Source organism: Paucibacter sp. XJ19-41, from assembly GCF_028462495.1.
In the GTDB taxonomy this organism is placed as follows: Bacteria; Pseudomonadota; Gammaproteobacteria; order Burkholderiales; family Burkholderiaceae_C; genus Roseateles_E.
The window spans coordinates 1-13,839 of sequence record NZ_JAQOWX010000014.1; the positions used below are offsets into that span (position 1 = coordinate 1).

Annotated in this window: 11 protein-coding genes and 1 tRNA gene; 11 read left to right on the forward strand and 1 reads right to left on the reverse strand. The window is 69.4% G+C overall.

The window, feature by feature from the left end:
• A partial coding sequence (locus PO768_RS05545) for an ABC transporter permease (RefSeq protein WP_272645245.1) occupies positions 1–1,402 on the reverse strand: 1,402 nt, incomplete at its 3' end.
• A 95-nt stretch (positions 1,403–1,497) separates the two neighbouring features.
• On the opposite strand from PO768_RS05545, the gene PO768_RS05550 reads away from it, so the two are divergent.
• The 11 genes from PO768_RS05550 to PO768_RS05600 all read left to right on the forward strand — a co-directional run bounded on the left by PO768_RS05550 (position 1,498) and on the right by PO768_RS05600 (position 13,803).
• Entirely contained in the window at positions 1,498–3,663 is a 2,166-nt protein-coding gene (locus PO768_RS05550; RefSeq protein WP_272645246.1) for a putative bifunctional diguanylate cyclase/phosphodiesterase, read from the forward strand.
• Between the two features lie 39 nt (positions 3,664–3,702).
• Positions 3,703–4,359 (forward strand): aspartate/glutamate racemase family protein, encoded by a 657-nt coding sequence (locus tag PO768_RS05555; protein WP_137943316.1) that lies wholly within the window; start codon positions 3,703–3,705, stop codon positions 4,357–4,359.
• A 28-nt stretch (positions 4,360–4,387) separates the two neighbouring features.
• A complete protein-coding gene (locus tag PO768_RS05560; protein ID WP_272645247.1) occupies positions 4,388–6,025 on the forward strand; it encodes an ABC transporter substrate-binding protein in 1,638 nt (545 codons plus the stop codon).
• 9 nt (positions 6,026–6,034) lie between these two features.
• The gene (locus tag PO768_RS05565) at positions 6,035–6,988 is read left to right on the forward strand and encodes an ABC transporter permease (protein ID WP_272645248.1); all 954 of its coding nucleotides are present in this window, start codon (positions 6,035–6,037) and stop codon (positions 6,986–6,988) included.
• 13 nt (positions 6,989–7,001) lie between these two features.
• Positions 7,002–7,880: an ABC transporter permease gene (locus PO768_RS05570; RefSeq protein WP_442953180.1), complete on the forward strand. Its 879-nt coding sequence runs from the start codon at positions 7,002–7,004 to the stop codon at positions 7,878–7,880.
• Positions 7,877–8,923, forward strand: a complete 1,047-nt coding sequence (locus PO768_RS05575) for an ABC transporter ATP-binding protein (RefSeq protein ID WP_272645250.1) — start codon at positions 7,877–7,879, stop codon at positions 8,921–8,923. The genes PO768_RS05570 and PO768_RS05575 overlap by 4 nt, the downstream gene beginning before the upstream one ends.
• On the forward strand, positions 8,920–9,936 hold the full coding sequence (locus tag PO768_RS05580; protein ID WP_442953181.1) for an ABC transporter ATP-binding protein: 1,017 nt from the start codon (positions 8,920–8,922) through the stop codon (positions 9,934–9,936). Before PO768_RS05575 ends, PO768_RS05580 begins: the two co-directional genes overlap by 4 nt.
• Positions 9,936–11,111, forward strand: a complete 1,176-nt coding sequence (locus PO768_RS05585; RefSeq protein ID WP_272645251.1) for an amidase — start codon at positions 9,936–9,938, stop codon at positions 11,109–11,111. The genes PO768_RS05580 and PO768_RS05585 overlap by 1 nt, the downstream gene beginning before the upstream one ends.
• Positions 11,112–11,553: 442 nt before the next feature.
• Positions 11,554–12,648: a patatin-like phospholipase family protein gene (locus PO768_RS05590; RefSeq protein WP_272645252.1), complete on the forward strand. Its 1,095-nt coding sequence runs from the start codon at positions 11,554–11,556 to the stop codon at positions 12,646–12,648.
• Positions 12,638–13,708 (forward strand): L,D-transpeptidase family protein, encoded by a 1,071-nt coding sequence (locus tag PO768_RS05595; protein ID WP_272645253.1) that lies wholly within the window; start codon positions 12,638–12,640, stop codon positions 13,706–13,708. Before PO768_RS05590 ends, PO768_RS05595 begins: the two co-directional genes overlap by 11 nt.
• A gap of 21 nt (positions 13,709–13,729) precedes the next feature.
• Positions 13,730–13,803, forward strand: a tRNA-Gly gene (locus tag PO768_RS05600).
• Positions 13,804–13,839 lie beyond the last annotated feature (36 nt).

The following is a 13,839-nucleotide window of genomic DNA, read 5'->3' on the forward strand; positions in this document are numbered from 1 at the left end:
GCCAGCGCGGCGCGCCCGCGCCGGGCACCAGACGGCGCAGCAGCAGCACCGCGCCCCAGGCCAGCAGCGCAAACACGGCTAGTGCCGCCGCGAAGCCGCCGGCCGCGATCAGGCCCAGCTTGATATCGCCCGACAGCGCCACCAGGATGGCGCCAAAGCCCAGTACCCCGGCACCCAGCACCAGCAGCGAGCCGGCCTTGATAGTGCCCAGATCGCGCCGCATCACCCGCAGCGCCGGCACCGCCGCCAGTTGCAGCACCGGCGGCAGCCCGAAGCCCAGCAGCAGGCTCATGCCCAGCCCGACGCCCAGGCCCACCGGCCACAGGCCGGCGGCCGGCAGATCGACCGCGATCAGTCCGGCCAGCAGGCTGACGAACACATAGTGCAGCGCGAAACCCAGGGCCACGCCGACCAGGCTGGCCAGCAGGCCGACGACGCCGAACTCCAGACCATAGGCCCAGGCGATGCGGCGCTGCGGCTGGCCCAGCACCCGCAGCATCGCGCAGTCGTCCAGATGGCGGGCCGCAAAGTCACGCGCCGCCAGCGCCACCGCCACCGCCGCCAGCAGGGCCGACAGCATCGCCACCAGGTTCAGGAACTTGCTGGCCCGGTCCATGGTCTGGCGCATCTCGGGCCGACCGCCTTCCAGCGACTCCAGGCGCACGCCGCGCAGGCCCTGGGCCTCGATCAGCGCCGCCGCCTGCTGCTCGAACTCGCGTGCGGCGGCCGCCCGCCCAGCCGGCGCGATCACCGCGAAGCGGTAGTTCAGCCGGCTGGCCGGCTGAACCAGGCCGGTGGCAGCCAGATCGGCCTCGGCCAGCATCACCCGCGGCGCAAAGCTCAGGAAGCCGGCGCCCCGGTCGGGCTCGTTGGCAATCACGCCGGCCAGCTTCAGGCGGGACTCGCCGAGCAGCAAGGGGTCGCCGAGCTTCAGTCCCAGCGCGTCCAGCACCCCGGCATCGACCCAGACCTCGCCGCGCGCCGGCGCTCCGAGCTTGCGCCCGTCGGCCAGGCTGACCTTGCCGCGCAGCGGATAGGCCTCGCCGACCGCCTTGACCGCCACCAGCCGGCTGGCGCCGCCCTGCTCGTCCGGCGCCCGCGCCATGCTGGGGAAGCTGACCGTGCCGACCCGCGCCAGCCCGAGACGTTCGGCCAGTTCGCGCAGCGGCACCGGCGTCACCTGGTCGCTGCTGACCACCGCGTCGCCGCCCAGCAGCTGGGCCGCGTCGCGCTTGAGCCCCTGCTCCATCCGGTCGGCCAGAAAGCCCACCGCGCACAGCGCCGCCACCGCCAGCGCGACGGCCAGCACCAGCAGACGCAGCTCGCCGGCGCGCCAGTCGCGCCACAGCTGGCGCCAGGCCAGGGTCAGAACGGTCGGAGGGATGAGCGCGGGCTTGTTCATGCTCGCGACTCTAACCGGCACTCGCCCATGCCGTACTAGCCTTGACTTATATTCAGACCAGACGGCCAGTGTGGCCGCCACCGGTCCCCTCCCCCATGCCCTTGCTGACACCGCTTTACGATCCCGGCATCGTCCTTGCCTCCGTGCTGATCGCCTGCTTCGCGTCCTATGTGACCCTGGACCTGGCCAAGCGGGTGCGCAGCACCGACGCTGCGGTCGCCCGCATCTGGTGGCTGGGCGGCTCGGTGGCAATGGGCTCGGGCATCTGGTCCATGCACTTCATCGGCATGCAGGCCTACACGCTGCCGATCGCGCTGGGCTATACCGGCCTGCTGACCCTGCTGTCCTGGGTGGCCGCCGTGGCGGCCTCGGCGGTGGCGCTGGGCCTGGCCAGCCAGGGTTCGCTGACGGCCGGCCGGCTGGGCGGCGGCGCCCTGGTGATGGGCGTGGGCATCTGCGCGATGCACTACACCGGCATGGCCGCGCTGGACATGGCACCGGGCATCGTCTGGAAGCCGCTGCTGGTGGCCGCCTCGGCCGCGATCGCGGTGGGTGCCTCGGCCGTGGCCCTGCTGATCTTCTTCTGGCTGCGCGGCGTCAAGCCCCAGCATGGCCGGCGCTACCAGGCCCTGGCCGCGCTGGTGATGGGGCTGGCGATCAGCGGCATGCACTACACCGGCATGGCCGCCGCCGGCTTCCCCGAAGGCAGCGTCTGCCTCAGCGCCGACCAGCTGGACGGCACCGAGCTCGGCGAGCTGATCATGCTGGCCTCGCTGGCCCTGCTGGCGATGACCTTGCTGACCTCCAGCCTGGACGCGCGCATGCAAGGCAAGACCGCCGCGCTGGCTGCCTCGCTGCAGGACGCCAACAGCCAGCTGCAATCGGCCAACCAGGAGCTGCAAAAGCGTGCCTTCCTCGACCCGCTGACCGGGCTGCCGAACCGCCTGCTGTTCGAGGACCGGCTCGGCCATGCGCTGGCGATGCTGGAGCGCGGCGGCGAGCGCAGCAGCCGCCAGATCAAGCGCCTGGCCGTTCTCTTCGTCGATCTGGACGGCTTCAAGCCGGTCAACGACTCCTACGGCCACGCCGCCGGCGACACGCTGCTGCAGGAGGTGGCGCAGCGCCTGCTGGCGGTGGCGCGCGACAGCGACACGGTGGCGCGGCTGGGCGGCGACGAGTTCGTGCTGCTGCTCGAAGACGTGGCCGACGTGGCCGACAGCGCAGCGCTGGCGCACCGCCTGGTGCAGTCGCTGACCCAGGCCTTCACGATAGGCGGGCGCAAGCTGCATGTGGCGGCCTCGGTGGGCATCGCCGTCTACCCCGAGCATGGCCCGGGCGACAAGCTGATGGGCCATGCCGACGCCGCGATGTATGCGGCCAAACGCAATGGCGGCAACACCTATGCGGTGTTCGAGAGCCATATGGATGCCGGCGCGGCCGAGCAGCTGAGCCTGCAGCACGCGCTGCGCCAGGCCCTGGCCGAGGGCCAGATCAGCCTGCACTACCAGCCCAAGTTCGACGGCCAGCGCGGCCTCTTGCGCGGCGTCGAGGCCTTGCTGCGCTGGCAGCACCCGGAGCGCGGCATGATCCCGCCCGATGTCTTTATCCCGATTGCCGAGCGCTTCGGCCTGATCAACGAGCTTGGCGGCTGGGTCATCAACGAGGCCTGCCGCCAGATGCAGGCCTGGGAGCAGGATGGCCTGCGCATCCGCGTCGCGATCAATCTTTCGGTCCACCAGCTGCGCCAGGGCGACCTGGTCGCGCGCATCGAGCAGGCGCTGAGCCGCCACCGCGTCGCGCCGGAGCGCCTGCTCTGCGAGATCACCGAATCGGTGGCGATGGAAGACATCAGCGCCACCCAGGCCGCCTTCGAGGGCCTGTCGCGCATCGGCGTGTTCCTGTCCATCGACGACTTCGGCACCGGCTACTCCAGCCTGAGCTATCTGCGCCAATTGCCGGCTCGTCAGTTGAAGATCGACCGCGGCTTCATCCAGGACCTGGAAACCAGCGCCGATGCGCGCGCCGTGGTCGACGCGGTGGTCAAGCTGGCCCATGCGCTGGACCTCAGCGTGGTGGCCGAGGGCGTCGAGACCGCCGGCCAGCGCGATGTGCTGCTGGCGCTGGGCTGCGATGAGCTGCAGGGCTATTTCTTCGCCCGCCCGATGTCGGCGGCGGCCCTGCAGGACTGGGCGGCCGGCCAGCGGCCGGCGGGGGCGGCCGAGTTTGCTCCCTCTGCCTTCGTCGACCTGCCGCCGCGCTGACGCTCCGAGGCGGGCACAGGAGTTGCAGCGGCCCGGGCCATGAGCCTGCTGCTGCTGATCAACCCCAACACCAGCGAGGCGGTGACCCGCCAACTGGCGCAGGCCGCCGCCCCGCTGACGCCCATCGGGGGCCAGGTGTTGACGCGCACCGCCCGCTTCGGCCTGCGCTATATCAGCAGCGAGTACGGCCTGGCCCTGGCCAGCCATGCGGTGCTGGACGCCTACGACACCGCACTATCGGAGGGAGCGAGCCCCAATGTGGTGCTGCTCGGCTGTTTCGGTGACCCGGGGCTGCTGGCGCTGCGCGAGCGCGCCCGCGTGCCGGTCTGTGCATTGGCCGAAGCCTCGATGCGTGAGGCCGCCGCACGTGGCCGCTACGCCATCGTCACCGGCGGCGCCGCCTGGGTGCCCATGCTCAGGCGCCTGGCCTGGAGCCTGGATCTGCTCGAGCCGCTGGCCGGCATCGTCAGCGTCGCGCCGACCGGCGCCGAGCTGGCGGCCGACCCCGAAATGGCCGGCCGCGTGCTGCGCGAGGCCTGCCAGCAGGCAGCCACACTGCCCGGGGTGGCCAGCATCATCGTCGGCGGTGCGGCACTGGCCGGCTGGGCCGCCCGGCTGCAGCCGGAATTTGCGCTGCCGCTGCTGGACAGTGTCGACTGCGGCCTGCGCAGCGCCTGGCACATGACTTGCGTCTGAGCCTGCAAACAACCCACGAGGAGCCCCGATGAAGCGTCCCCATCTCGTTTTTGCGCTGGCCGCCCTGGCCCTCGCCAGCAGCGCCTTGGCCCAGGAAAAAACCTTGCGCATCGCAATGACCGCAGCAGACATCCCGCGCACGCTGGGCCAGCCCGACCAGGGCTTCGAGGGCAACCGCTTCACCGGCATCCCGATGTATGACGCGCTGACCCACTGGGACCTGTCCAAGGCCGATGCCGCCAGCGTGTTGATCCCGGGCCTGGCCACCAGCTGGACGGTCGACGCCAAGGACAAGACCAAGTGGGTGTTCAAGCTGCGCCCGGGCGTCAAGTTCCATGACGGCTCGGCCTTCAATGCCGACGCGGTGGTCTGGAATGTCCGCAAGGTGCTGGACAAGGACGCACCGCATTTCGACGCCAGCCAGGTCGGCGTCACCGCCTCGCGCATGCCCACGCTGCGCAGCGCCCGCAAGATCGATGAGCTGACGGTCGAGCTGACGACCAGCGAGCCCGACTCCTTCCTGCCGCTGAATCTGACCAATCTCTTCATGGCATCGCCCGCGCACTGGGAGGCCAAGCTGAAGGCCGTGCCGGCCGGCGTGACCGATGCCGCCGAGCGTAGTAAGCAGGCCTGGACCGCGTTTGCCGCCGACGCCTCCGGCTCCGGCCCCTTCAAGATGAGCCGCTTCGTCGCCCGCGAGCGTCTGGAGATGGTGGCCAACAAGGGCTACTGGGATGCCAAGCGCGTGCCCAAGATCGACAAGGTCGTGATGCTGCCTATGCCCGAGGCCAATGCCCGCACCGCCGCGCTGCTGTCGGGCCAGGTCGACTGGATCGAGGCGCCATCGCCCGACGCAATGGCCCAGATCACCCAGCGCGGCCACAAGATCTACAGCAATGCCCAGCCCCATGTCTGGCCCTGGCAGCTGTCCTTCGCGGAGGGCTCGCCCTGGCTGGACAAGCGCGTGCGCCAGGCCGCCAATCTCTGCGTCGACCGCGAGGGCCTGAAGACCTTTCTGGGCGGCATGATGGCCATCCCCAAGGGCACGGTGCCGCCGGGCCATCCCTGGTGGGGCAATCCGAAGTTCGACATCAAGTACGACGTCAAGGCCGCCCAGGCGCTGATGGCGCAGGCCGGCTTCTCCGCCGCCAAGCCGGTCAAGGTCAAGGTGCAGATCTCGGCCTCTGGCTCGGGCCAGATGCAGCCGCTGCCGATGAACGAGTTCGTCCAGCAGTCGCTGAAGCAGTGCTACTTCGATGTCGACTTCGACGTGATCGAATGGAACACGCTGTTCACCAACTGGCGCAAGGGCGCCAAGGACCCCTCGGCCAATGGCGCGCACGCCACCAATGTCAGCTTCGCCGCGATGGACCCCTTCTTCGCAATGGTGCGTTTCTCGAGCACCAAGACCTTCCCACCGGTCTCCAACAACTGGGGCTATTACGGCAATGCCGAGGTCGACAAGCTGATCGCCGACGCCCGCACCGCCTTTGACGACAAGGCCCGCGACGTCGCGCTGGCCAAGCTGCATGCCCGCATCGTCGAGGACGCCGCCTTTGTGTGGATCGCCCATGATGTCGGCCCGCGCGCGATGAGCGCCAAGGTCAAGGGCGTCGTGCAGCCGCGCAGCTGGTTCATCGACATTGCGCCCATGAGCATGGACTGATCGCCGCCAATGCTGATCTACCTGCTCAGACGCATCATCTACGCCCTGCCCATCATGGGGGGCGTGGCCCTGGTGTGCTTTGCGCTGGTCCATCTCTCGCCCGGCGACCCGCTGGTGTCCATCCTGCCGCCGGACGCCTCGGCCGATCTGCAGGAACAGCTGCGCGAGCTCTACGGCTTCAACCGCAGCTATCCCGAGCAGTTCTTCGCCTGGGTCTGGAGAGCGCTGCAGGGCGATCTGGGCACCAGCATCGCCAGCGGCCGGCCGGTGGCCGCCGAGGTGATCAAGGCGGTCGGCAACACGCTGCGGCTGGCGCTGCTGGCGACGCTGATCGGCTTCGTCCTCGGCTCTTTCTTCGGCTTCGTTGCCGGCTACTTCCGCGGCAGCTGGCTGGACCGGCTGGCCTCGATGCTCAGCGTGCTGGGCGTCAGCGTGCCGCACTACTGGCTGGGCATGGTGATGGTGATCGTGTTCGCCGCCACCTTGAACTGGCTGCCCGCCACCGGCGCCGGCCCCGATGGCTCGGGCACCTGGGCCTGGGACTGGGCCCACTTCCAGTACATGCTGCTGCCGGCGCTGACGATGTCGGTGATACCGATGGGCATCATCGCCCGCACGGTGCGGGCCCTGGTGGCCGACATCCTTTCGCAGGAGTTCGTCGTCGGCCTGCGTGCCAAGGGCCTGACGGATCTGGGCATCTTCCGCCACGTCGTCAAGAATGCCGCGCCGACCGCGCTGGCCGTGATGGGTCTGCAGCTGGGCTATCTGCTGGGCGGCTCCATCCTGATCGAGACGGTGTTCTCCTGGCCCGGCACCGGCTTCCTCTTGAACTCCGCCATCTTCCAGCGCGACCTGCCGCTGCTGCAGGGCACCATCCTGGTGCTGGCGCTGTTCTTTGTGCTGCTCAATCTGGTGGTCGATGTGGTGCAGACCCTGCTCGACCCCCGTATCGCGAGATCCTGAAATGGCAGCCGTGATGACGACTCCTTCTCTCGCTGCGCCCGCACCGCTGCGCTCGCCCGGCTACTGGCAGGGCGTGCTCGCGCGCCTGCTGCGCGACCCGGTGGCCGTCGGCGCCGGCCTGGTCGTGCTGGCGCTGCTGGCGCTGGCGGTCTTCGGCCCCTGGCTGGCGCCCGCCGATCCCTATGCCGCCTCGATGATGAAGCGTCTGAAGCCCATAGGCACCGAGGGCCTGCCGCTGGGCAGCGACGAGCTGGGCCGCGACATGCTGTCGCGCCTGATCGTCGGCGCCCGGCTGTCGCTGTTCATGGGCCTGACGCCAGTGCTGTTCGCCTTCGTGATCGGCACCGTGATCGGCATCATCGCCGGCTATGCGGGCGGGCTGACCAACACGCTGATCATGCGCACGGTCGATGTGTTCTACGCCTTCCCCTCGGTGCTGCTGGCGATAGCGCTGTCCGGCGCCCTGGGCGCCGGCATCACCAACTCGCTGATCTCGCTGACCATCGTCTTCATCCCGCAGATCGTGCGGGTGGCCGAGAGCGTCACCACCCAGGTGCGCGGGCGCGACTATGTGGAGGCGGCGCGCGCCTCTGGCGCCAGCGCCTTCACCATCGTGCGCGTGCATGTGCTGGGCAATGTGCTGTCGCCGATCTTCGTCTACGCCACCGGCCTGATCGCGGTCTCGATGATCCTGGCCTCCGGTCTGTCCTTCCTGGGCCTGGGCGTGAAGCCGCCCGAGCCCGAGTGGGGCCTGATGCTGAACACCTTGCGCACCGCCATCTATGTCCAGCCCTGGATCTCCGCCCTGCCCGGCGTGATGATCTTCATCACCTCGATCGCCTTCAATCTGCTGTCCGACGGCTTGCGCAGCGCGATGGAGATCAAGCAATGAGCGCTGTCCTGGAAGAGCTTTTCTCCCCGCTTGAAGATGTCGGCGGCCCGGCCCAACCGCTGTTGACGATTAAGGGACTCACCAAGCACTTTCCGCTGAAAAAGGATCCGCTGGGCCGCGGCGGCGGCGTGGTTCGTGCGGTCGACGGCGTCGACTTCAACGTGCTCAAGGGCGAGACCCTGGGCGTGGTCGGCGAATCGGGCTGCGGCAAGAGCACGACCGCACGGCTGCTGATGCAGCTGATCAACCCGAGCGCCGGCGAGGTGGTCTTCGACGGCCGCAGCGTCGGCAGCCGCGCGCTGCCGCTGAAGGAGTTCCACCGCCAGGTGCAGATGGTGTTCCAGGACAGCTATGCCTCGCTGAACCCGCGGCTGACGATCGAGGATTCGATCGCCTTCGCGCCCCAGGTGCACGGCGTGCCCAAGCGCGAGGCGCGTGCGCGCTCGCATGACCTGCTGGCCCGCGTCGGCCTGGAGCCGGCCCGCTTTGCCGGCCGCTATCCGCATGAGCTGTCCGGCGGCCAGCGCCAGCGCGTCAATATCGCGCGAGCGCTGGCGCTGCAGCCGCGCCTGGTGATACTGGACGAGGCCGTCTCGGCGCTGGACAAATCGGTCGAGGCCCAGGTGCTGAACCTGCTGCTGGACCTGAAGGCCGAGTTCGGCCTGACCTATGTCTTCATCAGCCACGACCTGGGCGTCGTGCGCTTCATCAGCGATAGGGTGATGGTGATGTATCTGGGCCAGGTGGCCGAGATCGGGCCCTCCGAGGCCTTGTTCGAGACACCGGCCCATCCCTACACCAAAGCCCTGCTGTCCTCGATGCCGGCGATGGACCCGGACATGCGCACCGAAGAGGCGCCGCTGGCTGGCGACCCGCCCAACCCGATCAACCCGCCCAGCGGCTGCCGCTTTCATCCGCGCTGCGCCCAGGCCGCACCCATCTGTTCCCAGCGCGTGCCCTTGCCCACGGCCGCCGGCACCGATCACATCGTCGCCTGCCTGATGCACGAGCGCGGCAGCGGCCATCCGGAGGCCGCCGCATGAAGGCAGGCAAGCAAGAGCCTATGGTGGTGCTGAAGAACCTCAGCGTCACCTTCACCGGTGGCAAGAAGCCGGTCAAAGCGGTCAGCGGCGTCAGCCTGGAGCTGCAGCGCGGCGAGGTGCTCGCGCTGATCGGCGAGTCGGGCTCGGGCAAGAGCGTCACGATGCGCAGCCTCTTGCGTCTGCACCCCGAGAAGCGCAGCCGCATCGAGGGCCAGATGCAGGTCGGCGGGCGCGATGTGTTGGCGATGTCGGCGCGCGAGCTGGCCGACTACCGGGGCAAGGTCGCCTCGATGATCTTCCAGGAGCCGCTGCTGGCGCTGGACCCGGTCTACACGGTGGGCGCGCAGATCAAGGAGGCGATCCGCCGCCATGAAAGCGGCGTCGGCGAGGCCGAGGCCCAGGCCCGCGCGCTGGCACTGTTCGAGCGAGTGCGCATCCCTAGCCCCGAGCGCCGTCTGGACGCTTACGCGCACGAGATGTCCGGCGGCATGCGCCAACGCGCGATGATCGCGCTGGCGCTGGCCTGCCGGCCCCAGCTGCTGCTGGCCGACGAGCCGACCACCGCGCTGGACGCCACGGTGCAGATCCAGGTGTTGCTGCTGCTGCGCGAGCTGCAGCGCGAGCTGGGCCTGTCGGTGCTCTTCGTCACCCACGATATCGGCGCGGCGGTCGAGGTGGCGGACCGCATCGCGGTGATGTATGCCGGCCGCATCGTCGAGGAAGGCACGGTGCGCGAGATCATGCGTGCGCCGCGCCATCCCTACACGCTGGCGCTGCTGAAGAGCCGTGCGCATGGTGCGCTGGCCCGTGTTGGCAATGACCGCGCAAGACTTGACACCATCGCCGGCAGCCCGCCAGACTTGGCGAATCTGCCGCCCGGCTGTGCCTTCGCCGACCGCTGCGCTCGTGCCAACGAGACCTGCCGGCGCCTGCAACCCGAGCCGGTGGTGTTCTCGGTCGGCCATCTGGCCCGCTGCCACCATATCGAAACCGCCACCACCGCGCTCGCCTGATGACGACTGTTCACGACCCGGCCCACGCTTTCGTTCCCTACCCCGACGCCCCCGTTCCCCATGCCGCCCCCGGCCCCCTGGCCGGCCTGACCTTCGCGGTCAAGGATCTGTTCGATGTGGCCGGCTACCCGACCGGCGGCGGCAACCCCATCGTGCTGGCCCGCTCCGGTATCAAGAGCCGCACCGCGCCCACCGTGCAGAAGCTACTGGACGCCGGCGCGCGCTTCGTCGGCAAGACCGTCACCGACGAGCTGGCCTTCTCGATGAACGGCAACAACGCCCATTTCGGCGCACCGATCAACGGCGCGGCGCCCGAGCGCATCAGCGGCGGCTCGTCCTCGGGCTCGGCCTCGGCCGTCTCCAGCGGCCTGTGCGATTTCGCGCTGGGCACTGACACCGGCGGCTCGGTGCGCGCACCGGCCAGCCACTGCGGCCTCTACGGCCTGCGCCCCAGCCATGGCCGCATCAGCCTCGAAGGCGCGCTGGACCTGGCGCCCAGCCTCGACACCTGCGGCTTCTTCGCCCGCGATGCGGCCGTGATGAGCCGGGTCGCCGATGTGCTGCTGGGGCAAGACATGGCCCCCACACCGACGCGCCTGCTGTGGCCGCATGAGCTCTGGGGCCTGCTGTCCACCGAGGTGGCCGAGGCCACCGCCGGCGCCTCGGCCCAGGTCCAGGCCCGGCTGGGCGAGGCCGCGCCGGTGGCCGTGGTGCTGGACAGCCTGGAGACCATGTACTGGCAGTTCCGCTACATCCAGGGCCGCGAGGCCTGGCTGACCGACGGTCCGCTGATCGAGCGCTATGCGCCGCCGCTGGGCCCAGGCGTGGCCGAGCGCTTTGCCTGGTCTCGCCAAGTGAGCGACGCCCAGGTCGCAGGCGCCCGCGCCTTCCGCGACGCCTTCCGTGCACATCTGGCCACCCTGCTGGGCAACGACGGTGTGCTGCTGATGCCGACGATGCCGGACATCGCACCGCTGCGCAACGCAGCCGAGAGCACGCTGGAGGACTACCGCAACCGCAGCATCCAGATGCTGTGCATCGCCGGCCTGTCCGGCTTCCCGCAGCTGAGCCTGCCCCTGCTCAAGCGCGACGGCGCGCCGCTGGGGCTGTCGCTGCTCGGCCCGCCGGGCAGTGATCGAGGACTTGTTGCGTTGGCGGAGAAGTTGGCCGAGTAGCTGCGCGGAAGCGGCGGCTCAGCGCATGACGGTGATGGCAATGGAAGCGACACATCAAGGCCAGCCCCGAGGTCATGCCGCACAATTCAACTCCAATCTCTCAGTTGAATTGCTATGAAGCTTTGGCGCGGCCAGCCCGATCATGACCATTGGCGCAAGCCTACTACCCTGAAGGAGCGTGCCTACTTCTTGTGGGGCATGAGTGCGGTCGCTTTGGCGTTGGGCTTGTCCAGTCTTGCCAGTCCTCGCAGCCCGCCCTTTACCGGCAAGTGGAGCTGGGTGTACGCATGGACCTTTGCAACGTTGGGCCCGACAGGTCCCGGCATCGCATGGCTGGGCTTGGCCGCCGTACTTGCGGCAGGCGGTACGTTCGCATGGTTGCGCAAATGACCCTGGCGACCTTGGCACAAGACAAGGCGATCTCGGCGGCTATCCTCACCCCATGAGCAAACCGGCAAGCGCAGCAAGCATCCCCCGCCCTCCTGGTCAGTTGGTGCTGGTCCTGCAAGGCGGCGGTGCTTTAGGTGCCTATCAGCTGGGCGTTTACGAGGCCTTGCATGAGGCCGGGCTGGAGCCCGACTGGGTGGTGGGCACCTCGATAGGCGCGATCAACGGCGCGCTGATCGCCGGCAATGCGCCCGAGCTGCGGCTGCAGCGTCTGTGCGAGTTCTGGGACCTGGTCGGCCAGCCGGCGCCCTGGGGGCCGGCCTGGAACAATCTGGCGACCGTAAGCCGGGGCATCCCGGGCTTCTTCGAGCCCGGCCCCGGCAGCCTTTACGGCCCGCAGACCCGGCTCGGACTGGAGCGCGCCGCCTACTACAGCACCTCGCCGCTGCAGCAGACCCTGGCCCGGCTGCTGGACTTCGAGCGCCTGCAGCAAGCCGCGCCGACCCGGCTGACGGTGGGCTGCGTCAGCGCCCGCAGCGGCCAGATGCACTATTTCGACAGCCGCGACCAGGCGCTGGATGCCCGCCACATCATGGCTTCCGGCGCGCTGCCGCCGGCCTTCCCGGCGGTGCGCATCGATGACGATGAGCCCTTCTGGGACGGCGGCATCTACTCGAACACGCCGCTGGAATGCGTGCTCGACGACAACCCGCGGCGCGATTCGACGATCTTCTCCATCCACCTCTGGAATCCCGAAGGTCCCGAGCCCGAGAGCATCTGGGAGGTCGGCAACCGCCAGAAGGACATCCAGTACGCCAGCCGCATCGACGCGGCGCTGGCCCGCCAGCAGCAGATCCACCACCTGCGCCACATCATCCGCGAGCTGGGCCGCCAGCTGCCCGCCGAGCAGCGCCGCAGCCCCGCCGTGCGCGAGCTGACGGCCTGGGGCTGCGGTACGCAGATGCATGTGCTGCGCCTGCTGGCGCCACGCCTGGCCGACGAGGACCAGACCAAGGACATGGACTTCAGCCGCGCCAGCATCGAGGCGCGCCGCGCGGCCGGCCTGGCCGACACCCGCGCCGCCATCGCGGCCCAGCCCTGGACCGCAGCGGTCGATCCGACCGAAGGCGTGCATGTGCATGATTGCTGAGCCGAAATCCGATCCGAAACTTGAACCGAGGCGTCCGACGGCTCGGCACCGGCTGCGCAGCACGGCCGCCGCCTTGCTGCTGGGCGTGGTGCTGGCGGCCGGCGCGGAGGTGCCGTTCTGGGGCGAACGCAGGACCCAGGCCGTCGATCTGGCGCCCGAGCAGCTCACGCACGGGCAATGGGTCTGGAGCCCGCAGCTGGCGCCCAGCGGGCCGGTGCTGGTCTTCGTCGATCTGCAGGCGCAGCTCGCCTATGTCTATCGCAACGCGCTGCTGATCGGCTACAGCACCATCAGCAGCGGCAGAAAAGGCTTCGAGACGCCGACCGGCGTGTTCCATACGCTGCAGAAGGACAGGCATCACCGCTCCTCGATCTACAACAGCGCGCCCATGCCCTACATCCAGCGCCTGACCTGGGGCGGCATCGCCCTGCATGCCGGCGGGCTGCCGGGCTACCCCTCGTCCCATGGCTGCGTGCACCTGCCCTCGGCCTTTGCCGAGCAGCTGTTCGAGGCCAGCCCGATGGGCATGACGGTGGTGGTCGCCAAGGGCACAGGCGCACCGCCGTCCGGCCCTGTGGCGCCCTTGTTGACAACGCTGGACGCCAAGACCGGCGAGCCGCTGGCGCAGCCGCGCCTGCCCGCCTGCGACGCCTATCGCGTCATGCCCGGCCCCTCCGAGCCGCAAGAGCCTCTGGCCCTGGTCGTCAGCCTGGCCGACGCCCGCTTGCTGGTGCTGCGCGCCGGTGTCGAGGTCGCCCGCTCCCGCATCGCCACGACATCACTGCCCAAGGTGGCCGGCACCCACGCCTATGTGGCCCTGCGCGATCCGGAGCGCTCGCTGCGCTGGGTCGGCCTGGCCGTCCCCGGCCATGCCGACGCGGCCGGCAGCGTCATCGATGCGCAGACCCTGACCGCCGCCCAACTGCCCGCCGAGTTCCTGGCCCAGATCCAGCCGATGCTGCATGAGGGCACAACCCTGGTCGTCACCGATGCACCGGTGCTGGCACAAACCACCGGCGTCATGCTGACGGTGCTGAGCAACCAGCCACCCATGCATTGAGACGCTAGAATGCGCGCCAGTGCGGGTGTAGTTCAATGGTCGAACTTCTGCTTCCCAAGCAGATAGCGTGGGTTCGATTCCCATCACCCGCTCCACCCAGACCCGCTTAATATCGCTCCCATCCCGACCCG